Origin of the sequence: Phyllobacterium sp. 21LDTY02-6 (assembly GCF_023554255.2) — a bacterium.
Taxonomy (GTDB): domain Bacteria; phylum Pseudomonadota; class Alphaproteobacteria; order Rhizobiales; family Rhizobiaceae; genus Phyllobacterium.
The window spans coordinates 1-23,814 of record NZ_JAMJWD020000003.1; the positions used below are offsets into that span (position 1 = coordinate 1).

A 23,814-nucleotide genomic window follows, 5' to 3' on the forward strand; every position below is an offset into this window, starting at 1 on the left:
CAAACCCGGAAATCCGGGCTGCCAGCGGCATTCGCCGCAAATCTTGGTGACGCGGGGTGGAGCAGCCCGGTAGCTCGTCAGGCTCATAACCTGAAGGTCACAGGTTCAAATCCTGTCCCCGCAACCATCTTTACTTGCTCGGGCAGTAAGTAAAGATTAGATCTTGCCCCCGCAACCACTCTACAGTACGCCATGCTATCCGGCAGTAGCCCAAAACTACGATACACTGCGCCAGAGCACTGCGATCAAACGCTAAATCCCCGACACATAACATAAATTCCAAAATCAACAGGTGCAAAGCGGTGGGCTGGCCGTAAGCGCTGATCATGCGCGTGTCCGATAGTGGCAGCAGGTCAAGGGCGTTTCTCTTGTAGGCCGGAAGCGCCAACGCCGACTGCATATCTTCCCGATGATGCCATAGACGCCCGTGCGAGAAGGAATGTCATACAACGAGTATTGTCTCGCGGCATAATGGCGGCGGTGCTGTAGGCGATCATCGCCCTCGATGCCTGGAACGAGCTGTCCGGGGCTTCAGCATGCCCCTTGGTTCAGTCGGCTGTTTTGCGCCTCGACCCTGCGTCAAGCCGGCATCGCGAGCGGGAGACGCGACTGCTCGCCATCGCCCACGGTTTCTTGGCAACCGCCGAGACCGGAACGAAAGAACATGACGGACTGGGGCCGGCTCGGCAGGTGATGGAACGGAAATTGGTGGGGAAGACGAACGTCTTCGAGATTGCCGGGACTGGTCGAGCTCGTCATGGCAAAGCCATTGGTGTCGGTCCGGATGATGGCGAAGACGCCCAATGTGACGCCGCAGGCGGTGCGGGGAAGCCTGCAGCAGTCGCTGCTTGATGCTCTAGGCGAATGTTACACGTTCTTATTGCCCACAACCAGTCGAGAACTGGACTCTGCGTTGACTTATCAAGCATTCGCACCAGTCTTTTCGAGCAAGAGAGCTCGGAAGTCGACAGCGAACTGGCCCTTCGTTACAGTCTTGGTCAGATGTCCTTCCCATCTGCCGGTGTTGTTGTAGTGCGACCTCATCTTGTTCAGCAGCTGCTTGCCATCCGCCAGCCGTACCATTTCCGTCGATCGTCTAGCGACCTCGAACCCCTCGCCTTCGAAGCGATTTCGCACCTGTTCGATGATGTTTTGAAGCGTCGTACGAAACAATGCCCAATCGACTCCCTCTGCAACCAGTTCGTTTCGGATATCGCGAAACACTGACGATGCGGTGACCTTACCTTGAAAGCGGCCGACATCGATGATCTTGCAGTTGGAACCCGCCCGTCTGATCTCTTTTGCCGTATACTTGTATAGTGCCGCCGCAAAAAAACGCTGCTTCAAATGACGCAACATGCCTTCAACGTCCTCGACAGCTAGCTTTCCGAGCTCGTGCATTCGAACGTCATCGCTGATGTGTTCGCAGAGGTCACCGTGCAGGATTAGAATGTTCTCCAGCTCGTGCCCGAACAGGAAGAGCAAGCCGTCGGCACCCGGAATCTCAAAGATCGGCACCTCACACTCTATGAACTGGCCCATCCCACCAAACATTGCAGCTTCTTCGCCATCGAGAAGGCCGAAAACTTTCGGATTCGTGGGACGTTCCTCGGCCACCTGAGCTATGACGCCCTCGTTTCCCGTTGTGGGTGGTACCTTTAGCTCAAGGCAATGGCCGACATTCGGTCCAAGCAGTTTCTGGTAAAACTTCTCGTCAGGATCACCTTCAACATAGACGATCACCTTGTCGACGTATCGGTTATCGAGCTGCTCGATGTCTGCAATGTCTGAAAAGTCCGTCACGGTATCAAACGCCTTCCTCGATCAGATGCCCGCCCTTCACGAGACCTGCTTCCAAACGCTGGTGATCAAACGCCTTTAAGAGCTCCCGGTTATGGGTCGAAAACACGATCGAAAGCTGCGGATGGAGAACCAACAAACGCTTGAGCGCTTGAAAAGCGCGGTGCATCCACTTGGAGTGAAGGTGTGTTTCGACTTCATCGATCAGGATGATTGTATTGCGCGTCATATGGCAGGCAACGCGAACATAAAGCTGCAAAAGCGCACGTTCCCCGTGGCTGAGATGCGACAGGGGGTGCTCGCCGGATGACGAGGAAATCACAGATTGAAGGTCGGCCCGCCGCGGCGGAAGGAGAGCCTTGTCTTCACCACTGAATAATTCCTCATTCACATACTTCAAAAGGCCGTCAAGACGTCCATCGTCGAGCCATTCGAGCCAGACGAGCAGGTTATCGATCGAGGTCGACCACTCCGGTCCATCAGATCCGAACAGTTGCGCCGGCGCATAGCCGAAGTTCTTCGGCCTTGTGACCGATCTTTCTCCGGTTGGAGCGACGAGCCGACGATCGGCCGGGAAAAACAAGACGGTTGGCAACTCCTGACTTTCACCGAAGATCGCAGTCGGAGCGCTTCCCTGAGCCGATCGAATGCCGTCAAGCAGCAGCTGACCGAGCGCATCAGCCTCTTTAATATTGCCGTTGCTGTCGACGTAGATCCTCGCCCATTCCGAGGCCTGCGCGTCCTCATCGAGCATTGCCGGCGTCCAGTCCAGAAGCGGTACTTCGATACCTGTCCAGATTGAAAGTAGCACCGTCTGGGTTTTCCCGCCGATCGTCCACGTGGCACGCAGATCTGCCTGAACGCGCTCGCGCGACCGCCGCTCCGCAAAGCGGCCAGTCGGCGGATTTGACAAGAGACCAAAAAGCCCATGAACCGATTCCAGAATGGTCGTTTTCCCGTGACCATTCTTCGCGAGGATCATGAACAGATTAGCCGGCGGCGGGTCTGTGACGTCTTCAGATCGCACACCGGTGAAATTCACCGTTCTGACCGCATCCTGAAATGGACCCGTTTGGTCGAGGGTAAGCTTCAATAGCTTCCAATCGGAAATCGTTAGATCTGTCATGATGACCTTATTGCTGAAATAATATCGGCTTGATCGACACGGCAACCATGTGCTCTCACCGTGCTGCGTCCGGCAAACCGCACCAGCATATCGCCGCGCATGAGCAAGGATTCTGCGCCGCCTTCATCAAGAATGATGCGGGATTCCGATTGTTTCTGGACGGTTAGGGCAATGCGGCTCGGCGTACTGGAGCGCAGAAGCCCTGGGAATGTCGCGGCCTCCGGTCTTTGGGTCGCCAGAACGAGGTGAATTCCTGCGGACCGAGCCTTCTGAGCGAGGCGGATAAGCGGCGTTTCCACCTCGCGCCGCGTCAAGATCAAATCTCCAAGCTCATCGATAACCACCACGATATGTGGCATGTCCGCGCCATTGGCCCGAGCTTCCATGAGATTTCGAGCATCGAGCCTGCGCATCGCTTCCTGGCGCCGATCCATTTCCTCTACTAGACCGTTGAGCACGCCAAGTGCATCGTCGGAGGATGTTGTGACGGGGCCCCTTAGTCTTTTCGAATTGACGTAAGCAGAAAACTCGACCGCCTTAGGATCGACAAGCACCAGTTGCGGGGCGGCAGGGTTCTCCAGTAGCGATAGCAAAATGGAGTGGAGACACATTGACTTGCCGCTGCCCGTCGTACCACCGACAAAGAGGTGAGGGGCGTCCGCCAGGTCAATTACGAAGGGTTTGCCCAGAATGTCGGTTCCGAGGCAAATCGGCAGGGCCATCTTTCGTATTTCGGGCTCGCTCAAGACCGATCTTAATTCGGCCCACGTAGTTATCCGCCACGACGCCACTGGACGCGGAACAATAAGGTAGACCTGGCGCTCGGCCGCCGCCAGCGCGACCGACACCGAAGCCTCGCCGAAGCCAAGTGCGAACGAGAGCTTCGATACCCCTTTTCTGAGGCGATCCAGATCGTCGAGTTCGTGGAGTACAAGGGTGAAGCGTGTAACCCTGGGGCCGTCAACAGTCTCAAGGATTTTGGCGCCGACCCCAAGCTGGCCGAGGACCCGTTCTATCCGTGGTCCAATATCGTCATCAACCAGATCAGGGGCATCAAACCGGCTTGCCACGCCAGCGAACAGTTGGGTTGCGAGATAGTGATGGAAGTCGGCATCGGTCGTCCATTCTTTGCAAATGGAATCGATGCCGCGGCGGACGTGTTGCTGGAGAGCATCATGAAAGGCGTCATCATCATCAAATAGATTGCGGCCTTCATAGACCGACAACAAAGCGCGATAGAGATCCGTGAAATCCTCGGCTTCTCCCTTGCCTTCCCCGGTCATCTGATTTGAATGAATCGTCGAGCCCTGCGGCTGAGAGCTCTGCCGCTTGAATGTGACGGGGCTGGGAGGCTCCGGGTTCTGCAGCGATCGCGCGAAACCAAGCCGGGCGGCTGTCCACTGGTCGATGTCTCGGGCCCGAAGTCCAATGTCCATGATTTGGCGTAAGAGTTCCCTCTCCACCTTAGAGAACTGGATACGATCTACCATTGCCCCTCCTCAAGTAACCCGCCGAGCTCAATTCCTCCCATGTCACCGCGGTCGTTTCTGATGGTGAATTCGCGGGCAATATGGGGCCTCAACCTGGCGAGCTTTGCGCCTTCAAGCTCGGAGTTTGTCGGCAAAATGATTACCTGATGCGAGATTTTAGGATAATAGTTGGTCAGGAGGTTGAACTGATTTTCCCGGTCTATCCGGCCGAGCGGTGTATCGATGATGACTGGTACGTCGTGACCGGCGACATCCTTCATCGCCCAGAGCAAAGCGGTGGCAGCAAGCTGGCGCAGACCACTTGACAGGCTGGATCGTCCGATCCGGTCGCCGGCCCCATCGATGAAGTGCATAACGTAATTGTCGTCGAGTTCGACACGGGCAATCAGCGGATGCTCGTAAATCAATTCGAGCAGGCGCTGATTAATCCTCTCCTGAATCTGCTCGCGTGTCTCGACCCTCATTGCCTCTCGCAAATCATTGAGGGTTTTGGCGATCTTTCTGATAGCGCGCGCCTCTTCAGAGTTCCTCGTTGCCTGCGCTTGGGATGCTCCCAATTGATCGAGGGTCTTTTTGGATTGAGCGATTTCTTGAATTGCATCCTCCAGCCGCGTCTGTTGATGGCCCCTGCGTTCATGTGCATCAGCGATACGAGCCTCGAGCTCAGCAATTGTTGCTGTGACGTGACGAAACTCATCTAGGTTGGCCTGAGATCCTACCTCGATGCGAAGCAAGGCGTCGGTAACCTGCGACAGATCAAACTTCAGACGGGACACTTCATTGAGGCGCGCCAGCTGCAAGGCTTGCCGGTCCGGTCCCGACTCGATCAATCTAACCATCATGCGGCGAAGACGTTCGGCACGAGCCAGTTCCAATCCCGCGAATAAGCCTTCCGGGGTCGGATTGCGAACGATTTCTTCGACCTTTTTAGCAAGTCCCGACGATAAACGGGCCCTCGATTCGTTCGAAAGATCATCGGATGCTAGTTCTTCAAGCCAGGAGGGTAGCGCTTCGGTGACCTTGCGCACGACAATCGCTTCGGGCGCCCCTACCGACGAGAGGCGTTGTTCGATTGACTGCATAGCCTGGTGCAAGAGCTGAAAATTTGCGAGCGGCGGCGCAAAGAATGGCACGTCTTCAGCAACCTTGTCACGCGCATCCTCGAGATTTCCTTCGATCTCCTTCTTCCGCGCGTCGAGCTCGGCGCGCTGGCTTTCGGAGGCCCCTGAGGAAAGGTTCTCTCGTCTCGCCTGCAATCGTCTCAACTCTGGCATGTCTACCGAAAGGTGTTCTTCGATCTCGGTGAGAACGTGTTCTGCAGCCTGCTTGCCACGGGTGGCGCGCGCCAAAGTGCTTTCCGCTGCCCCTATCTTGTCGAGAAGCGCGGCGTTCAGGTTCCTTCTTTCCCTTTCCTTGGCGATTGTTTCAAGTTCGGCGGACAGCTCCGAAACAAAGCTAATCTTCAAAAGTCGGTCAAAATCGACAGGTTGACGATCGACTCTCTCTGAGATGGCTTTGACCTCTTCGCCATCAAAGAAGAAGAACCCAACGTAATCCTTCGGCAGTATGGACTCTAGACGCTCCTCCGCCTCATCGTTGGTCAGGCGGTCCTCTCCATCGATAACGACAAGTTGCTCTCGGAAAGTCAGCCCGTCGTCGCTCGTCCAGGATCGTTCAGCCTTGAAACGTCTGCCGCCGCTCTCACACACGGCAGTGACCCTTGCAGTTACGGGAGCCCCATCTGCTCGCGCTCTCTTGAGTGCCTGGCGATTAATCACCCCATACCAATTACCGGTATCGCCGAGGACATAGCGTTGCGGAGTCAAGGTCTGCGGTGGAAAGCCAACTTGCCTAGCCTGACCACTTTCTATGCCCGTGAAAAGAAGTTTGACCGCGTTGAGAAAGCTTGTCTTTCCAACGCCATTTCGCCCCCAGATCAAGAAGACATTCTTCTCCTCATCCTCCGGGGCAAGCTCGACCCTAGCTTGGCTGCGGTAGGCAAAAATATTTTCTAGCTCAATGGAGATAAACTTCATTTGTCGCTGATACCGGAGGCCCGCAGTTCTTCGTCAACGACAGACGCAATGCGTCGTCTCAACGCGGGGCGCATGCCCCAAGCGTGCAGATTGGAAAACTCTTCTTCCAGATCAAGTAGCTTCTCCAGCAGAGATCCAGAGACATTGTTGGCCGCAGAAACGCGAGCGACCAATCTTTGGCGCGTATCATGGTCCAAATGTCCCCTCCAATTCTCTCTAACCAGCAACCGGGTTTGTCAGTAAAGCTATACGATCAAAGGCTCGTTAAAAAGTTGTGTGGCTCTCCGTCATAAACTTTAAATTTCTTCTCAAGCAAGTCCAATCCCCGCGCCCAGTGAGCCGCCACGAGTTCGAACAACTGCTTTCGCGAAGGCGCACGAATATCCGCCTGCGCACAAATCAGTGTGACCCAAAGAGCCATTTCGCTCTCCTCCTGACCAAACAATGTTTCGCCTCTGATTGGCTTGCCCAAGGTATCGGAGGAGGGACGGGGAGCTGTTGATTGCGCCAAAGAAAGGCCAATCGCAATACGGGCCGGCTGATAGCGATAGTCGAAAAGGAGAGACTTTTGCAAAGCGGTGTTGATCGCATCGCTCGACTGGGACGTCCGAAAATCGGCACGGAACAGGTCACCAAGCTGAAGCGACGATAAGCTGGTCATGCCGCAGCCTCATCAAAATACCCGCTCTTTGCAACGCTGTTTCCGATGCCGGCGGCCTGGGAGCGATGATCGAGGATAAAGCTTCCTCCAATTTTGTTTCGTATCATTTCGAGATACCTGCCATTGATCTCCTCCGGCTGAGACAAGAGAATGGTTTGTACGGCTCTCGTCGAGAAGTACCGCAAAAGACGTTCGCGATGATCGGAATCTAAACGACCAAGCGGGGTATCAACGATCGACGGCAGCTGGACTGCCGACAGCTGTCCGACAGCTGCAATCAGCGCCATCGCAAAGATCTGGCGTTCTCCAGCCGAACGATCGAGCGAGCGGACATCTTGACCGGCATGATCGAACAACGAGACATGCCCATCCGACGCCACAACAATGCGAGCAATGGTGCCCTTGTGAGCCAGGACGCCGTAGATCTCTGTAACTTTCTCGCTGATCTTTTCGAAGCAGCCGGGCAACAGTTCGTTGGTGACGAGTTCGATCTTGTCGGCAAGATTAAGCGCCTGGTCAAGCGGCCGCCTCTGTCCGGGAATACCACCTTCGGCGGCGTCAGCACCATCGAGCGTCGCCGTTAACCTGTCGATTTCGGCTTCGATCGAAGTCAGTTTTTCTGTTGCATTGGAAAGACTGCGCTCCAGTTGCTCGACCTCCGATTGAGCGACCGCGATCACGCCCTGAGCGCCTCTGATAGCGTCATCGCGTCGGTTTCCCTCATCGATCGCGGCTTCCGTATCCCTCATTGCGGCCGCAAGCGAAGAGACGTATTCTCCGGCTTCTGCCAGAACAACGCGTTCGTCTTCATGGCGCCTCAACCGGTCGGTCACACTCTTGCGTAACACCGCTGTAAGGTGGGGAAATTGCAACGCGTCGCTTTGAGTGGAGACGCCCTTTGACAGAGCATTCCAAGCCGTTGAGACGTCTTCACGGGTTGATTGCGTATCGCCACCCAATTGTTCTATGGCATCGAGCAGCCGTCGAAGCGCGGCATCATTTTGAAATACACCGCCTGTTGCATCGTCGCCCAGGTCGTCGGCGTTGAGCATCGTCATGACCGTGTCGCGGAGCTTCTTGCCAACCAGCGCGACCGGCAGTGTCGTGGCCGCAAGTCCGGCAAACGCGTGAACGGCGCGTGTGTGTTCGAGAGCAAGTGATTGGCGTTGCTCCAGGAGTTCATGCATCGATTCATAGGTTCCTCCATTCTGGAGGCTCATCAGCCGAGCTAGACTGGCGTCTCGCTTTTCACGTGTAGTCTCAAGCGCCATGCCGAGGCTTTCAATCTCCTCGGCAACCCCCCGCCGGACATTTCGCGCGGACAGCAGATCCGAAACGATCTTGCTGTGATCATCGCCGACCTTGTCCTGTCGGCGAGCGCGATCGCGAGAATAACTGCGCAAATCATCGACGATCGCCCGGAAGCGCCATAGGCCAAAGGCGCTTTCAGTGATTGCCAGAACCTGCTCATCAAGGTTTCTTTCAGAGAAGGTAGACGTCTGTTCGGCGTCGAACAGGAAGAAGAAAGCGGCCCCGACAGTCATCAGACGGCGATCGACTTCTGCTTGGTAGAACTCGGTGGTATCGACATCGTGCGGGGCGGGCAGGATGTTGCCGTCTTCGCCCACGTAGAGCGTCAGCGTTTCACCGTCTTCCTCCATCGCTCCTGCTTCGTTGAAGTACCAACGCCGCTCGACCACAAGAATACCCTCGGGGGTCTCCCATTCCGTACGGACGGCGGCGCTGGTCTCGCCGCGATTCTTCGCAGGTTGATGAAAGGAATTTTGGATGAATTGACGATAAGCCGAACCGCGCGTCCCAACTGCGGAGCTTTCCCCCAGGAAATGTGACCTCTCGCTCAATGCTGACTTGCCAAAGAGGCAAAATAGAATGCCCTCGAGTAGGCTGGTTTTGCCATAGCCGTTCTTGCCGCCAATCAAGATCACCGGCCTCGATGGGTCCAGGCCGGGAAGGTTGATTGTCGTATTGCCGAACACTTTCCAGTTTCTGAGGGAGACCTGGCGAAGTGACACAAGGCCCTTCGCGGGAAGGCGCTCCGTCACCCGAGCACCATCTTGCCCGCCGACCTCATCTGCTAGCAGCGTGTCGAAGGCATTAAAGAGGGGCCGGCGATTGCCGCTTCCTTCGAAACGCCTGCGAGCATCGAGAAGCATGGCGAGCTTCTCGATGGGGAGATGGTAATTCTCGCAAGCGGCGACGAGCTCGGCCAAATCTATGCTGGAAGAAACGAAGTCGTTAATATCAGGCATCCGCTCGTCCGGCCGTTTCTTTGAAGTCTTCCGCCCAGATGCGCCTGATTTCCTGGATTTCATCAGCGTGGATCAATGGAAAGTCCACCTCATCTTGAACCTTGAGCAAACGTGTAAGGATTGTATTGCGCGCCTCCAAGGTGAAAGGGCCGGGGATCAGTCGGCCTTCGCCGACAAAGTTCAATGTCCCGTTTCTCCTCACGGCCATGCGCATATCGCCACGTTCCCGAATTTCCTTCAACCAGTCGCGAAATTCCAGGAGCGGCTCTACGTCCTCATAACCCGCTTCGACGAAGGCTGCGGCACTCCTGTCCTTCTCCACGACCGTGCAGGTCCAGCATCCAAAGCGCGACGATGTGCTTCCGCAAGAGGGCGCATCGCTTTTGTCGGTCACGAGAGGGCATTCGGCGCCTCCGGCGTTGCGATAGATCGTCACCAGATCCCGGTGCGTCCCGCCCCAGGGGGGCCGAGATTGCAACAGGGTTTGCCAGACTTCGTCGGTGTCGAGTTCAACGATAGGCTTGTAGACCATGCATCCTTGCAAGCTCGTATGTGGGTTTAAGCGCTGTCCATTTTCATGGCGCTCCACGCTTCGCCGGCGCTGCATTGACTCCGAGCGCCTCACACCGAGGAGGAGGATCGCCTCTCCAGCCGCACTGACCTGGTCACGAATATACTGCGTTGTGGGTCGGATCTTCATACGATCAGTGCACCACCGAAACATTTTACTCGGTGATGGGTACCCTCGCCCAATCAGGTTGACCCAAAAGGTTTGGTCATTTTGGGGCGTCGTCTTGGCAACAATCAACGGAAGGCGCAAGGGGCTGATGGCGGCTGAGAGCTTTTCCAGAACAATGTCGAGATGGCGCGCAAGAACGGGAGATTCCACAAGCGTGTCATTGGCAACAACATGAATTGTCCTGGACCGCTCGCGCGGCGGGAGATCGAGAACCATTTCCAAAACGAGCTGCAAGAGCAGTGTGCTGTCCTTGCCGCCCGAAAACCCAAGGATCCACGGCGTTGTGTGTGGTTGTCGATACTCGTCTCGAAGATCCGCGGCGACAGCGGCAAGTTTGTCGGCAGTATCAAGCGCGGGAAGCTCGCCTAAGGAAAATGAAGTCATGACGCGCGCAACCTTCCACTCATCGCTCTCAAATCATTCACGGCAGCGCACAAAAGAGCAGCCGCACGATCAACCTCGTCCGCCGTCGTGAACCGGCCGATTCCGATCCTTATAGCTGATTCTGCCTCGTCCCGCGTCAGGCCAATTGCCCGAAGAACGTGCGACGGCTCGAGCGATTTCGAGGAGCAAGCCGAACCTGTGGAAATAACGAGATTTTCCCGAACTCGCATCACAAGCGCCTCTCCGTCAACACCAGAAAATCGAAGATTGAGGTTACCGGACAGACGGTTGTCCATGTCTCCATTCACAAACACCTCGACCGAAGCCGCAATCCGCTCGAGAAGGCGGTCGCGAAGGGTTGCAACCCGCAAGGGTTCGACCGAAAGCCGGTCGGCGGCGATTGAACAGGCGGCACCAAAGGCAACCGCCAATGGAGCAGGGACCGTTCCGGACCGTATCCCGCCTTCTTGCCCGCCACCACGAAGCAAAGGGGTCAAAAGTCGCCGAACGGGTCTTCGGGCACATAGCGCCCCAATACCGATCGGGCCATACAGCTTGTGCGCGGTGACACTCACCAGATCGACTTGACTGAGTTCCAGCGGGATCTTGCCGGCCGCTTGCGCGAGATCGGAGTGAACAAGCGCACCTTGAGCTTTCGCAATCCCGGTGATTTCGCTGATCGGCTGCAGGGTCCCGATCTCATGATTTGCCGCTGCAATCGAGACGAGCCCGGTTTTAGGGCCGATTGTGTCTGCCAGGGCATCCAGGTCAATGCGCCCGGTCCGCAATAGGGGAAGGACACGAATATCGAACTCTGCCTTGAGCGCGGCCACTGTGGAGAGAATGGAGGCGTGCTCGCCAGCCGAGACCAGGATCTGGGTGCGGCCAACCTGCCTGAGATGGTCCAAAATACCGTTGATGGCTAGGTTATTCGCCTCAGTCGCACCGGATGTAAAAATGACATCAGCGGGTGCGAACCCGACAAGCGCACCCGTGGCTTGACGGGCTGACTCAATTGCCAAGCGTGCGGCTTCACCTCTTTTCGATTGAGAATGAGGATTGGCATCCAAGCCGGCATATGCCTCGAAAAGCGCCGAACGCACCTCTGGATCGAGAGGCGTGTGGGCATGGTAGTCAAAATAGGACGCGTCAGGCATCACATTCTCCGATCAGAACGTTCACGCATACCACAGGAGGCTGAGATCCAGCTAGCAGAGGTTGCGACGCGCGTTGAATTTCCCCACGTTTCCCCGATACGATAGAAAGTACATGGAATGTATCATAACCCGATTCGAGGTGTACAGAAGAGACGACACACTCGTGGAGCCCAGATTAAGCCGATTGCTTGTCCCCTCCGGACATCTATGGATTTTAGAGCATTAGCTACCTTCGGCGCCGGATTGATGGTTCGACTCCTTTCAATGCAATGGTGCCCATTCAAAGGCTTGTCGCGAATTCACTTATGCGCTCAATGATTTTCTCGAAGGTGGGGCGCTCTCGATAATAAAGGGACCTCGTACTGCGATAGGCTACCTGATATTCAGCGAAGACGGCCTCGTCGGTGATGTTAAAGGCCGGATTGACCGTCAGATCCCGCTCCTCAGACCGGAACCGCTTTTCCTTGTGAGCGAAGTAGCTGTCGCTGCCCAAAAACCCGAGAACCTCGGTATTTCCGAGAAGCGCATAGACATCATAGTAGTGACGCAAGAAGTTCGCGGGAAACTCTCCTGTTTCGCGCTGCTTGCGGAATTTCGTGGAGATCGTCTGAAGTTTTTCCACCAGCGTGTAGCCGGGATGGTAACAAACGATGCCAAGCGCGCGATTGTCGGCAAGGTCCACCTTGTCGACGGCAAAGTCGTAGGCCCATGAACTGATGTCGACCGGCCGGTTCGGTGTGATATCGTCGAATCCAAGCTCCAGGAGAACGCCTTCCTTCAGGTCCGTTTCATCGGAGGTTGCGGTGGGATAATGCAGGCGTATGCCGCCGCTTCGAAACTTCTCGTCATCGAAGACATGATCCCGCTCGATACTGGTTATTCCGTCGATCGAGATTTCTTCTGCCAGCCTGTCATAGAAATTCCGCCGGCTTTCGATCTGTTTCGGCTTGTCCTGATTGCGGCCGACGGCGACAGCCATTCCCCTGGGCGGATTTATCCGAAGATCGATGTCTTCGGAGAAGCGGTCGATAATTCCGAAGCCCTTCGAAAGGGATGTGCCGCCTTTCAGCTCGAAGGAATACCCCGCCTGCTTCAGGCCGAAGAGGCAATGCATGATCCAGTAGTCCTTTTCGACGAGGGCAGGCAGAATGCCCATCTCTTCGCCGACGATGCGGAGCAGGTCTGCGAACTCCGGGTGTCGGTGCAGGTAATCAGCCATCAATAGCTTTCATCTCGGCGAGTACGTCTCTGAAGAACTTCTTCGCCCGCACGCCGCCATAGTCTTCGGCGGCCTGTCGCAGGGCCTCCTGATCGAGTTCTCTCGCTACCACCCTCGTGCGTTCCAGCACCTGGCTTTCGTCTTCGGCAAGCCGTTTGAGGTTGTTGACCAGATCGACCAACAGGAACTCTTTGGTTGAGATTGCTGGAAACTCGGGCTTCATCCGGAAATCATAAACCCGGCTTCCAAGCTTGAAGCGGCCATGGCGCTTCCGGTTATACACAACGGCTTCATTATAAAGCTGTGTCGCACCGACGCCGAGCGCATTATAGGCATTTGGCGTCAACAACAGAAACCGCTTGCCCTTCAGAAACGCTTCCACGAGGTCGCGGTCACTGGCTGGCGCGCGCCCGAAGCTGGTGGTTTTCGGGCGCATGTAGACGCCGCCGGAGAGTTTTGTCAGCTCGCCGGCATCCAGCAACTTCCGAAGGTCCCGATCCACAGAGCTGGTCCATCGCGTCAGGTCTGCCCTGCGATAAACCTTGCCCGGGACAAGATGCTGTTTCAGTTCGTCCAATCTGGTCATGTTTTTCACCTGCCCTCAAAATAGGGCATGGCGCGGATTATGCAAGCATTTTCATTAAAAATTCATGCATACCAGAAATGCGGCGGTTGGATTACGCCGCTTCCCAGACCTGATTGAGAATGCGCGCCGCCAGTGCAGCCTTGTCCTGCGGCAGAAAGCGACCATAGTGATTGGCCACCATTTCTGGCGTGTCCTGGATTGCGTAGCTCGCCTGCTCGTAGGAGCCCGTTAGCTTCAGGATGTGGGTAGCAAGAACATCCCGGACATTATGCGGCCCGTGAGGAAGCAGTCCCTTGATGGCGCCGCGGCCGGTATAAGGATTGAAGATACCATAGCGCTGGATCACCAAACGCCACGCCTCATAGAAGGTCGTCTGATTATATGACGCGTCCTTGCTGGTGGTCTTCACCGTCTTTACGAACAACGTGCCTGGATCCTCGGCACCAGCGAGCAGGGCGCCGCGATGGCGGTCAATGTAGGCGTTGAGATAGTGGTAGAGATCCTGCAGGTCCGGCAGAATCAGCCGAAACGGCTTTGATCCGAAGAACGATGAATTGGCGTTCTTGAACGCGTTGGAGGGGATCAATACCTCCCAGCCCCGGTCTCGCTCGCTCCAGCGGATCTCTCCTCGTTTCATGTCCTCCAATCGCCGTTCGGACGTTGGGAAGTGACCACGTGGGCAGACGAGCAACTGCCGGAGATTTTTCTGGCGCAGGCCGAGATGAAGTCCAAGGCGCAGCATCAGGAACGACCGGACTGCTTCCGCCGCGGCGCGGGGATATCGATGTTCGTCCGGCATGCGCTTGATGATCTCATCCGTGATCTTGCGGTATTCGGCCAGTGGGCTTTCCGCTTCGAGAATACACATGATCGGTTCGAACGGATCGCGATGAACACGTGCCACCCGCTGAATTTCCTTGGAACGCTGTGAAGCATGTTTAAAGCAGACGTCGCAGGCTGCGTGCCAATCCTTCTGAGCGAATTCGATCTCGGTCGCCGTGATCAAGCCCGGAATTGGTTTTACATTCTGAACCAACTCCGGATGCTGCCATATCCAGCCGGTGTCCGGTCGGACCATGCTGAGGAGAACGCTCAGCATGTCCTCTTCCCATTTGGTATAGAAGCCGCGGCGCCTTTCGCGCCATTGCAGGTACCAGTCCCAAATGCCCGGGAAGACGAGCAGGCCAAAGGTCAACTGGCCAAGTGGTACTCCGTACCCTTTCACGATACTTTTCGCCGATGCTGCCAGAGCACCGAACATTAACCCGAGATGCTCGATCTTTTGCGATGCAGTCTCTTCGCCCCACACGCCGTTCCGTTGAAATCCGAGTGTCGTCAGCGTAGCCGTCTTGAATCGGATCAGGTTTGCGATTTCCATTGCCAGCCGGGGAGGGGCATCGACAACGCCGGCAAGCAGATCAGGATCTTCGATCGTTTCACTGTCGGCGTTTTCACTACAATCAAGGGCGCTCGTGATGGATCGAGATGAGAGTGTGCCGCCATAGGAAATAGCGGGAAAACGAATGGCGTATCGCTGTCTGATTGCTGCCGCCTGAAAGCGTCGATAATCGGTGGAACCGGAAATGAGCACGCGGCGAACCCACTCCAGAATTTCTTCGCGCTTGCTGAAGGGAAGGGTATTGAAGTCGTCCGGCAGATGCCAGGCGAGCCGGCGGCGTTCGGCGGCACTGACATCGCTTCCTATGTCATGCCCTGAAGCCGACCGAGATTGATGGGGCAATTTCCCCTTGAATAGCCACTCGGCAAACGATAGCGGTGCTCGATTTTGGAAAGAGTATCGAGACTGTCCAGCGACCGGGGCACCTTGATACCTCTGGTCCAGCTCAACAATGTCGTGCGATCGAAGGTCCCGTTCTCATCGGCAACGGCGCGATGGAGGTGCCAATACGTGTCCCCATGCCGGCGCATATGATAAATCAGGGCTTGCTGAAATTCAGCCGGATCATCCGTCCAATCGAAGAGCGGCTTCAGAAACTCTTCAACCGGCTTTGGCGCCATGCCGGTCTTGGCTTTCGTGGAAGCCGATGCCGGCGTTTGACGAGTAGGGGATGAGCTCTTCGGTCGTGTGGTTGACACCCGTGATGTATTGACTGGCTTTTTGGTCACCGTGGCAGGCGTGGGGCGATCATCACCTTTCGACCGCTCCTTATCGATCCAGCGCTTGATCGCTTCCAGACCGCATTGCAAGTTCTTCTTGAGCATTGCCGTCATCTCTTCTTCCAAGCCGCAGGCGTCAGAGATTGACTGCCAGTCCATACGACCGGTCCGCATGGGCGGGTATTTGCGGTAGATGATCAGGCTGGCGAGGTACGGCTTGATGTTGTCCAGGGTGCGTTTTGAGACCAACGGCGCGATTCGGAGATCGCAGAATTCGGAAATTTTACGCTGAAAATGAAGAGATGAAGTAGTTTGGTTTCTCATGGCAGCCTTTAAGTTCGTGTTTTCCACCATCACTGATGCGGGGGTGGCCTGCTAAGGCCATGTGGTAAACGAACTCTAAATTGCTGATCATTCGGCCTGTGAAGCCGTCAGGGAGCAGGACCTGCGTCGGAGACTGGATAATCTACTACGAGTCGCGCATGGTCGCGACCATCGGAACCACACTACCATTGACAACCAATGGGGATCACTATTATTGAAACAAATAGTGAACGTAATTTCGGCGGGAAGGTTTCGAGTAAGAAGCCCAAGGGGATAGTGCCTGAGTTTATTTGACCCCTTGCTGCCGACTGCTTTCATGGGGCTATCATATTGGAATTCGATAGGGGAATTTTTTGGGGTTTCTTACTGAAGATGAATTGAGTTCGCTGCGCATAGAGAACATGGCCCTGCACGCGGTGAGCGATGACGTTTTCATGCCGCAGCCGGCCCGTGAGGTGGAGCAGGCGGATTTCTTCGTAGAGCGCATTCGCGAGACTGACGCCGCTGCGGTGTTCAGCTTTGAAGAGGAATCTCTCACTAAGACGCAGATCGAACGGATTGCGAAGGGTGAAGATGATTTCGAGACCGGCGCGCAGAACCTGGCGCGTGAGTTTGCCCGCTTCCACGATGGCACCAGCCGGAAGGGCGCCTTCTTCATCTTCGAGCTCGCCACCGACGTGCTGAAGACGAAGATCTACAGCCTCATCAAATACGACTACGAAGAGGTGGTCGAGCAGACGGAGGGTAACCAGGAGACGCTCTACGGCTGATAGTGCAGGCGTTCGTCGCCGGTAAACGCTCCATCCAGAAGGCCGCACTCGTCCGAGTGGTGGACGGCAAGTCAGAGATGGCTCTCTGCGCGACTGACAGGATGAAGCCCGGCGCTGACATCGGCGACTACTTTGCAAGCTATCTGCACGTCAAGCGTACCCGCAGTGACGACGAGCTCAACCGTGAGGTTGTTAACGTCTTGCGCAACATTCTGACTGAGCGCAAGGAGGACCTACTCGAAAGGGATGTAGCTCGGGCGTTCAAGCACGCTCAGGCGCATCTGCACGACCGGACCGTCGTCAATGAAGAGTCGATACGCGATGCGCTTCTCGCCGCCGCCGGCAATCCCGAGGACGAGAAAACGATTGGTCGGTTCGACCAAAGCCTGCGCCGTAAGCTCAAGAGCTCCAAGCTGGGAGGCTTGTCCTTTGCGCCGAACCGGAAAATCCTCAAGAAGCCTGGGCTGCGGCAATTGAGGACTACAGAGGGCGTGCTCATCGTCTATCCCGACGATGCTTCTGCCGCGACCGTCTCACGGGAGAGGGTCAATGGTAGCGGTGAAGTCATCACCATTCATACGAAAAAGGTGACCGATGACCGCATTGTCCCTGAGAACGCTCGCCTCAGCGCTAGATAGTCTCGTCGCGGATGGCTCTTTCGTCCACGAAACCGTCGATGGCATCATCGTGTCCGAGTTGTCGGCGACGTCGGCGCGAGAGGTCGCGCAGGGCTTCGCTGAAGTTGCCTGGCATAGCCTTGTGTTCGATGGCGCTGATGCGGAAACCAAGCCCGACGACATTGACAACGACTTCGGCCCTTATCGCGTCACCGCGCAGAAACCGCCGCAAAGAGCAGACGAGATTCTATTGCTAACGGCATCGGGTTTTCGCGATTGGCTCGCTGGTCCGGTGCAATCCACGGTCGTCATCGTGGTTGGTCTCGACGAGGTCATCGCCACCGAGGGTACGCAGTTCGTGCCTGCGGAGGCGAACGCTGCCGTTGTCGAGAATGCCGTGACGCTGCGCAGTCCGCGCACGTTGGTGCGCGAATACAACGCGCAGCGCGTGGTGCCGCAGTCGGTCGGACGCTGGCTCCTGTCGAATTCTGAGACCTGGCATGCATCCGATCGGTTCCGCCTGTGGGCTGAGCATGCAATTCCAGCCATCCTGCTCTCCTTGGCCAATGAGATCGACCAGAACACTGGCGCGCTCGTGTTTAAGGGGCCACCGCGGCTTGCGCTGCCGACGCCAGCCGTCCATGCGGGCCTGGTTCCCGAATTGGGCAGGCAAGGCTTCGCCGACCTTCAGGCAGCCGCACGATGGGTCTATGAACTGGAGCGTGAAGCAGAAACCAGACACACGCTTTTCGCAACCGAGTTAGCCCGAACCGGTGGAAACCAAGCTGACACGATCAAATGCGTCAAAGAGAATCTCGGCTTTGCGCTGGAAGGTGCCAAAATCGCCTATCAGATGTCATTGACGAAGGTGAGTGCTGACAATCTCAAAGCGCTCGCTGATTTGCGCAAGGCGGTGACCGAAGAGACCGGCAAGATTACGGATGCCACTCGGCAGGTTGTTGCGGCCGTCGCGTCGGCTCTTGGAATCGGGATTGGTTTGATCACAGCGCGGATCGCCGCCAACGCCCCGTCGCTTCTTATTGTGGCCGTGATGACAATTGTCAGCGCCTACATTTTTGTGGTCATCTATTCGGGCCACAGCTTCGTTGCTTTGCAGCGGGAACTGCGGGACGTCTGGCGCAACCAGATTTATCGCTTTTTGTCGCAAGAGGACTATACCAAGCTCGTGGTGAAGCCCAGCCAAGACGCTGAGCGCATCCTGAAGGTCGTGTCATGGGTCGGCGGTATCGCGGTGGCGGTTACTTTCGTGGTCGCAGTCAGCGTGGCACTCATCCCTACCGGAGACTCGGTTTCGTCGCCCATTCCGGCTCAATCTTCGTTAACCGCGTCAAATCCGAACCCTGTGGTCACGCCGAGCGCGGGATCGGAAATTAGTGGCGCTGCCGAGGAGCCGTTACCAGTGGTTGCGGTGCCACAGGCCTCACCTGACTGACGCGGGGGCGCAGCCATCGGATTCCGATCAGAGCCAGTAGGACGAAGTGATCGGCGTCTGGGTCGATATGCTACATTATGCTTCCGAATCCGCTTTTGGGTTCGCCTGAGCTTTGTGTCTCGGAGTCTATTCTGTTTACAACATTCTACGCCGCAGTGCGAAATAGACCGCAACGGTTGCCGGCAAGAAGGATTTTTAGTAGGGTATTGGATGATCGCGATGATCGCAAGTAAAGATGGTTGCGTGTCCCCGCAACCAAACCAGACAAGCCAGCAGGCATCAAGCCAGACAAAGCCCCGCACGGGGCTTTTGGCGTTTCCGGGCCTCCGAAACCGTGCCCTGTCCCATCAGCGCTTCGAGCGCGGCCGTCTCGCCCATGAAGCCGGCGGGCTTCTGGCGCAAGCGCCCAGCACAAACCCCGAAACCAGCTTCTCATCCCCAACTCCACACACCGCCAGTTCCAGACAAGAAGCAGGCACCATCCTCGTGCCAGCTTCAAAGAGGAGATTTGCTCAAACGCGATTGCCTGCTTCGACAGGCTCAGCATGAGGGAGAATTGTTGATCGCGGAAGCGGAGGGGGCCGAGATTGAAACCTCTCAAAACTACCTCCTTGCAATCAAACCCAATCCCTCATCCTGAGCTTGTCGAAGGGCGCTGCAACGTTTGTGCAATCCCTTGCTTGCTTGCATCGAAATAGTGCGTGCTTCGTGGTTCGACAAACTCACCATGAGGGCTCAGCATGAGGGAAAATTATTGATGGCGGAAGCGGAGGGAGCCATGATTTGAAACCTTGCAGAACTACCGCCTTGCCACCCACCACCTCCCTCATGCTGAGCCTGTCGAAGCACGCAATACCGGTGGTGCAACACCTATTAAATAAGCAAAATCTGCACCACGCCCGCGCAATCGCGTCTGGTCATTGAAATGGGGGGAGACGGGCGGTCTTCAGCGCGTCGTAGTGGTATCAGGGTCGAGGTCCGAAGACCGCCCGCGACGTCTTTGCCTGCTGTTGCTGCGCTTGTCAGACGCAACAACCCGGAAAACGAAGCGCCACCTCCGTTTCCTTCTGCAGTTTGCCGGCCAATCGGGGTTGTCACTTCCGACCATCCGGCAACGCCATCCTTTCCCAGCTTGTCGAAACAGCTCCGGAAGCTGCTCCCCCACTGGAAAGGACCTGCACAGAATAACCCGGTTTCAAAGTGGTGGGATAAGTTTCCATTTATCCCACCAGGAGGGGCGTGTGTTGCATAAATAGAGCGCGTGCTTCGTGCTTCGACAGGCTCAGCATGAGGGGCTCAGGATGAGGATGATTGATTTGATTGCAGAAAAGCAGGGAGCCCAGGTTGGAAACCTCGCAGATCTATCCCCCTGCAAAACTCTACTCTCCCTCATGCTGAGCTTGTCGAAGGGCGCAGCAACGTTTGTGCAATCCCTTTGTTGGAGCGCTGCATCGAAATAGTGCGTGCTTCGACAGGCTCAGCATGAGGGAGGTTGGCTCAGGATCAGGAAGGGGGGATTTGCAGGGCTGGTCGCACGAGACTGGCCGAGGCATCATATTGCAGGCCCTTCCGACCCCGCGTTGCGCAGAGGCGGCCGGAACGCGGAAGGGAGGCGGCTGCGGTCGTCTGAGCCACCAGGCGGCGGGCGGGGGTCGAAATGGACGCCGGCAGATACTACATCGCATCGGGTGACGTGCCGCCAGGCAGCGAGCCGCGAGATGCGCCGACAGGCACATGGTCGCAATGTCGGGCGGTACGCTTTTGTCTTGCGCAAAGGAAAAGCCAATGAAAGCCGCAGTCTACGACAATCCCGGCCCTCCCGCGGTCCTGAAATATGCCGATGTGCCCGATCCCGCCTGCGGGCCGGACGATGTCCTGATTTCCGTCGAGGCGATCTCGATCGAGGGCGGTGATCTGATCAATCGTCGCTTGACCCCGCAGCAACCGTCCTGGATCGTCGGCTATGCCGCCGCCGGCACCATCGTCGCGATCGGCGCCAATGTTCGCGACCGCGCAGTCGGCGAAAAGGTGGCTGCCTTCGACATGCAGGGTTCGCATGCGGAACTCTGGGCCGTCCCCGCCGTCCGCACATGGCTGGTTCCGGAGGGGCTCGAATTGCCACAGGCCGCTTCGCTGACGATTTCGTTCGCAACCGCCTATCATTGCGTCGTCACCAAGGGTGGCCTCGGCGCCGATGAAACGGTGCTGATCCAGGCTGCAGCCGGCGGTGTCGGCCTGGCGGCGGTGCAACTGGCGCGGGAAAGGGGAGCGACGATCATCGCTGTGGCCAGCGGCAGCCAACGGCAGCCGCGGCTGATCGAGCTCGGCGCATCGCATGTGATCGATCGCCTGAAGCAGGACGTCGTCTCGGAAGTGCTTCGGCTGACCGATGGCAAGGGGGCGGATCTCGTCGTCGATCCGGTCGGCTCGACGCTGCAAGCCTCGCTGGCCGCACTGGCTGCCGAGGGGCGCCTCGTCTTCGTCGGCAATGCCGGCGGCGGCGATCTCGCGGTCGATCTCTGGCAGCCGATGCAGAACAACCAGACGCTGCACGGCGTCTTCATGGGCCCGCTCTTCGGGCAGCCAGCCGTGAAAAAGACCGTTGACGAACTTCTCGATGCGGCGGCGGCAAAGCGACTGGAAGTCGTGATCGACCGCGTATTTCCCTTGCGCGACGCCGCGAAGGCGCATGAATATGCGGAAACGGCCAAGCCGCTTGGCCGCGTGGTGATGATCCCCTGACAGCGATCGGAGACCACTCCCGGAGGGCGACCCGCAGGCGGGCCGCCCTGCGGCCGTTCAGATGCGGACGCCCAGCACCATGTAGTTCACATCCGTGTCGGACGAGCGGTTCCAGCGGCCGGTCAGCGGGCTATAGGTGACGCCGACGCGCTCGACGACGTTGAGCCCGTTGCCGGTCAGGATCGATTCGAGCTCTTCCGGCCGGACCAGCTTCTCATATTGATGGGTGCCGCGCGGCAGCCAGCGCAGCACATATTCGGCACCGAAGATCGCCAGGCCGAGCGCCTTGAGCGTGCGGTTGATCGTTGCGACGAACATCACCCCGCCGGGCTTCACCATCTGCGCGCAGGCGGACATGTAGAGTTCCACATCGGCGACGTGCTCCACCACTTCCATGTTGAGGATGACGTCGAATTTCTCGCCCGCTTCGGCGAGTGCCTCGGCCGTGGAGGCGCGATAATCGATGTCGAGCCCGCTTTGCTGCGCATGCAGCTTCGCCACCTCGATATTGGTCTCGCCGGCATCGACGCCGACGACCGCCGCGCCGAGACGCGCCATGGGCTCGCACAGCAGCCCGCCGCCGCAGCCGATATCGAGCAGCCGCAAGCCTTCGAGCGGCCGATGCTCGTTCGGGTCGCGGCCGAAATGCGCGCAGACCTTTTCCTTGATGTATGAAAGCCGCGCCGGGTTGAACTTGTGCAGCGGGCGGAATTTCCCTTCGGGGTTCCACCACTCCGCGGCCATGCGCGTGAACCGGGCAACTTCGTCAGCGTCGATCGTCGTACGTTGTGCGTCAGTCATTGGCCTCATCCTCATCCACAGTGCCGACAGGCCTTCTCCGGGCTGGAAAGTCAAGACCTATCGGCACGGTCGGGCGTAAATGCGGCGCTGCGCCGCCGGGCCGGACAAAATCAAAACGCCCCTCACGCAAGCCCCTGTTCTTGCAGTCAGACCGTATTTTGTTTATGGGAAACCGATCCTGCGGACAGGGAGCGTTGGGGCCAACGTTTCTTTTCCCCACTTACATTTCAGGCCTTCCAGAACGGTAGTTTCCATGGCACGCATCGTGATGAAATTCGGCGGCACTTCGGTGGCCGATATCGACCGCATCCGCAATGTGGCCCGGCATGTCAAACGCGAGGTTGATGCCGGGCACGAAGTGGCAGTCGTCGTTTCCGCGATGGCAGGCAAGACCAATGAACTGGTCGCCTGGACGCGCCAGGCCTCGCCGATGCACGACGCGCGCGAATATGATGCGATCGTCGCTTCCGGCGAGCAGGTGACCGCCGGCCTGCTGGCGATCGCGCTGCAGGGCATGGGCGTCCACGCCCGTTCCTGGCAGGGCTGGCAGATACCGATCAAGACGGACAATGCCCATGGCGCGGCAAGGATAACCGATATCGACGGATCGTTCCTCATCGAGCGCTTCCGCGAGGGCCAGGTCGCGGTCATCGCCGGCTTCCAGGGCATAGGCCCTGACAACCGCATCTCCACCCTCGGCCGCGGCGGCTCCGATACGAGCGCGGTCGCGATAGCGGCGGCGGTGAAGGCGGACCGCTGCGACATCTATACGGATGTCGACGGCGTCTACACCACCGATCCGCGCATCGAGCCGAAGGCGCGCCGCCTGGCCCGCATCTCGTTCGAGGAAATGCTGGAAATGGCATCGCTCGGCGCCAAGGTCCTGCAGGTGCGCTCGGTCGAGCTTGCCATGGTGCATAAAGTGCGCACATTCGTAAGATCGAGTTTCGATGATCCCGATGCGCCGGGCATGGGCGATCTGATCGATCCGCCCGGTACTCTAATTTGCGATGAGGAAGAAATCGTGGAACAGCAGGTTGTTACAGGAATTGCCTACGCCAAGGACGAAGCCCAGATTTCGTTGCGGCGCGTGGCGGACCGGCCCGGCATTTCGGCAGGCATATTCGGCCCGCTCGCCGAGGCCCATATCAATGTCGACATGATCGTGCAGAACGTCTCCGAGGATGGGTCGAAGACTGACATGACGTTCACGGTCCCTTCCGGCGACCTCGACAAGGCGCTCGTGGTGCTGGAGAAGGTGAAGGCCGATATCGGCTTCGACGTGATCCAGTCCGAGGCCGGCATGGTGAAAGTCTCGGTCATCGGCATCGGCATGCGCAGCCATGCCGGCGTCGCGGCCACGGCGTTCCGCGCGCTCGCCGACAAGGGCATCAACATCCGCGCCATCACCACGTCGGAGATCAAGATTTCCATCCTGATCGACGGTCCCTATGCGGAACTTGCTGTGCGCACTTTGCATTCCGTGTACGGTCTGGATAAGCATTGATTCTGATTGCCGTC

At 57.3% G+C, this 23,814-nt stretch carries 17 protein-coding genes, 1 tRNA gene and 2 pseudogenes; 7 read left to right on the forward strand and 13 right to left on the reverse strand.

Annotation, left to right across the window (positions count from 1 at the left end; translation table 11 throughout):
- Positions 1–50 precede the first annotated feature (50 nt).
- A tRNA-Met gene (locus M8997_RS11500) sits at positions 51–127 on the forward strand.
- A 362-nt stretch (positions 128–489) separates the two neighbouring features.
- Positions 490–826, forward strand: a pseudogene (locus M8997_RS11505) (helix-turn-helix domain-containing protein); the annotation flags it as partial.
- 95 nt (positions 827–921) lie between these two features.
- Here the strand turns inward: M8997_RS11505 and M8997_RS11510 are convergent.
- The 12 genes and pseudogenes from M8997_RS11510 to M8997_RS11565 all read right to left on the reverse strand — a co-directional run bounded on the left by M8997_RS11510 (position 922) and on the right by M8997_RS11565 (position 15,910).
- The gene (locus M8997_RS11510; protein WP_250020315.1) at positions 922–1,803 is read right to left on the reverse strand and encodes a hypothetical protein; all 882 of its coding nucleotides are present in this window, start codon (positions 1,801–1,803) and stop codon (positions 922–924) included.
- Positions 1,804–1,807: 4 nt separating this feature from the next.
- Positions 1,808–2,926 carry an AAA family ATPase gene (locus M8997_RS11515; RefSeq protein ID WP_250020316.1) on the reverse strand — a complete coding sequence of 373 codons (1,119 nt, stop codon included), beginning with the start codon at positions 2,924–2,926 and terminating at the stop codon, positions 1,808–1,810.
- Positions 2,923–4,416 (reverse strand): FtsK/SpoIIIE domain-containing protein, encoded by a 1,494-nt coding sequence (locus M8997_RS11520; RefSeq protein ID WP_250020317.1) that lies wholly within the window; start codon positions 4,414–4,416, stop codon positions 2,923–2,925. The genes M8997_RS11515 and M8997_RS11520 overlap by 4 nt, the downstream gene beginning before the upstream one ends.
- Positions 4,410–6,452 carry a DNA sulfur modification protein DndD gene (gene dndD, locus M8997_RS11525; RefSeq protein WP_250020318.1) on the reverse strand — a complete coding sequence of 681 codons (2,043 nt, stop codon included), beginning with the start codon at positions 6,450–6,452 and terminating at the stop codon, positions 4,410–4,412. Before dndD ends, M8997_RS11520 begins: the two co-directional genes overlap by 7 nt.
- Positions 6,449–6,649, reverse strand: a complete 201-nt coding sequence (locus M8997_RS11530) for a hypothetical protein (protein WP_250020319.1) — start codon at positions 6,647–6,649, stop codon at positions 6,449–6,451. The genes dndD and M8997_RS11530 overlap by 4 nt, the downstream gene beginning before the upstream one ends.
- 56 nt (positions 6,650–6,705) lie before the next feature.
- On the reverse strand, positions 6,706–7,113 hold the full coding sequence (locus tag M8997_RS11535) for a DndE family protein (RefSeq protein ID WP_250020320.1): 408 nt from the start codon (positions 7,111–7,113) through the stop codon (positions 6,706–6,708).
- A complete protein-coding gene (locus M8997_RS11540) occupies positions 7,110–9,383 on the reverse strand; it encodes an AAA family ATPase (protein ID WP_250020321.1) in 2,274 nt (757 codons plus the stop codon). Before M8997_RS11540 ends, M8997_RS11535 begins: the two co-directional genes overlap by 4 nt.
- Entirely contained in the window at positions 9,376–10,506 is a 1,131-nt protein-coding gene (gene dndC, locus M8997_RS11545; RefSeq protein ID WP_250020322.1) for a DNA phosphorothioation system sulfurtransferase DndC, read from the reverse strand. The genes M8997_RS11540 and dndC overlap by 8 nt, the downstream gene beginning before the upstream one ends.
- The gene (locus M8997_RS11550) at positions 10,503–11,663 is read right to left on the reverse strand and encodes a cysteine desulfurase family protein (RefSeq protein WP_250020323.1); all 1,161 of its coding nucleotides are present in this window, start codon (positions 11,661–11,663) and stop codon (positions 10,503–10,505) included. The genes dndC and M8997_RS11550 overlap by 4 nt, the downstream gene beginning before the upstream one ends.
- A 280-nt stretch (positions 11,664–11,943) precedes the next feature.
- Positions 11,944–12,882, reverse strand: coding sequence for a nucleotidyl transferase AbiEii/AbiGii toxin family protein (locus tag M8997_RS11555; protein WP_250020324.1), 939 nt, complete (start codon positions 12,880–12,882; stop codon positions 11,944–11,946).
- Positions 12,875–13,468, reverse strand: a complete 594-nt coding sequence (locus M8997_RS11560) for a hypothetical protein (protein WP_250020325.1) — start codon at positions 13,466–13,468, stop codon at positions 12,875–12,877. Before M8997_RS11560 ends, M8997_RS11555 begins: the two co-directional genes overlap by 8 nt.
- Positions 13,469–13,559: 91 nt before the next feature.
- A pseudogene (locus tag M8997_RS11565) lies at positions 13,560–15,910 on the reverse strand (hypothetical protein).
- Positions 15,911–16,263: 353 nt separating this feature from the next.
- Between M8997_RS11565 and M8997_RS11570 the strand changes: the two are divergent.
- The 4 genes from M8997_RS11570 (at position 16,264) to M8997_RS11585 (ending at position 21,492) form a co-directional block, all read left to right on the forward strand.
- The gene (locus tag M8997_RS11570; RefSeq protein ID WP_250020326.1) at positions 16,264–16,680 is read left to right on the forward strand and encodes a hypothetical protein; all 417 of its coding nucleotides are present in this window, start codon (positions 16,264–16,266) and stop codon (positions 16,678–16,680) included.
- Between the two features lie 2 nt (positions 16,681–16,682).
- Positions 16,683–17,318, forward strand: coding sequence for a hypothetical protein (locus M8997_RS11575; RefSeq protein ID WP_250020327.1), 636 nt, complete (start codon positions 16,683–16,685; stop codon positions 17,316–17,318).
- Positions 17,275–18,750 carry a hypothetical protein gene (locus tag M8997_RS11580; RefSeq protein ID WP_250020328.1) on the forward strand — a complete coding sequence of 492 codons (1,476 nt, stop codon included), beginning with the start codon at positions 17,275–17,277 and terminating at the stop codon, positions 18,748–18,750. Before M8997_RS11575 ends, M8997_RS11580 begins: the two co-directional genes overlap by 44 nt.
- A gap of 1,785 nt (positions 18,751–20,535) precedes the next feature.
- Positions 20,536–21,492, forward strand: a complete 957-nt coding sequence (locus M8997_RS11585; protein WP_250019960.1) for a zinc-binding alcohol dehydrogenase family protein — start codon at positions 20,536–20,538, stop codon at positions 21,490–21,492.
- A gap of 57 nt (positions 21,493–21,549) precedes the next feature.
- Here the strand turns inward: M8997_RS11585 and ubiG are convergent, their stop codons facing one another.
- Complete coding sequence (gene ubiG / locus M8997_RS11590; protein WP_250019961.1) at positions 21,550–22,293, reverse strand: bifunctional 2-polyprenyl-6-hydroxyphenol methylase/3-demethylubiquinol 3-O-methyltransferase UbiG; 744 nt, start codon at positions 22,291–22,293, stop codon at positions 21,550–21,552.
- A 253-nt stretch (positions 22,294–22,546) separates the two neighbouring features.
- On the opposite strand from ubiG, the gene M8997_RS11595 reads away from it, so the two are divergent.
- Positions 22,547–23,800 carry an aspartate kinase gene (locus M8997_RS11595; protein WP_250019962.1) on the forward strand — a complete coding sequence of 418 codons (1,254 nt, stop codon included), beginning with the start codon at positions 22,547–22,549 and terminating at the stop codon, positions 23,798–23,800.
- Positions 23,801–23,814: the final 14 nt, after the last annotated feature.

Coding starts and splice junctions, on each gene's coding strand:
- M8997_RS11595 (WP_250019962.1), top strand. CDS start 22,547: ATGGCACGCATCGTGATGAAATTCGGCGGCACTTCGGTGGCCGATATC.
- M8997_RS11535 (WP_250020320.1), bottom strand. CDS start 7,113: ATGACCAGCTTATCGTCGCTTCAGCTTGGTGACCTGTTCCGTGCCGAT.
- M8997_RS11560 (WP_250020325.1), bottom strand. CDS start 13,468: ATGACCAGATTGGACGAACTGAAACAGCATCTTGTCCCGGGCAAGGTT.
- M8997_RS11515 (WP_250020316.1), bottom strand. CDS start 2,926: ATGACAGATCTAACGATTTCCGATTGGAAGCTATTGAAGCTTACCCTC.
- M8997_RS11580 (WP_250020328.1), top strand. CDS start 17,275: ATGACCGCATTGTCCCTGAGAACGCTCGCCTCAGCGCTAGATAGTCTC.
- dndD (WP_250020318.1), bottom strand. CDS start 6,452: ATGAAGTTTATCTCCATTGAGCTAGAAAATATTTTTGCCTACCGCAGC.
- ubiG (WP_250019961.1), bottom strand. CDS start 22,293: ATGACTGACGCACAACGTACGACGATCGACGCTGACGAAGTTGCCCGG.
- M8997_RS11550 (WP_250020323.1), bottom strand. CDS start 11,663: ATGCCTGACGCGTCCTATTTTGACTACCATGCCCACACGCCTCTCGAT.
- M8997_RS11540 (WP_250020321.1), bottom strand. CDS start 9,383: ATGCCTGATATTAACGACTTCGTTTCTTCCAGCATAGATTTGGCCGAG.
- M8997_RS11585 (WP_250019960.1), top strand. CDS start 20,536: ATGAAAGCCGCAGTCTACGACAATCCCGGCCCTCCCGCGGTCCTGAAA.
- M8997_RS11555 (WP_250020324.1), bottom strand. CDS start 12,882: ATGGCTGATTACCTGCACCGACACCCGGAGTTCGCAGACCTGCTCCGC.
- M8997_RS11520 (WP_250020317.1), bottom strand. CDS start 4,416: ATGGTAGATCGTATCCAGTTCTCTAAGGTGGAGAGGGAACTCTTACGC.
- dndC (WP_250020322.1), bottom strand. CDS start 10,506: ATGACTTCATTTTCCTTAGGCGAGCTTCCCGCGCTTGATACTGCCGAC.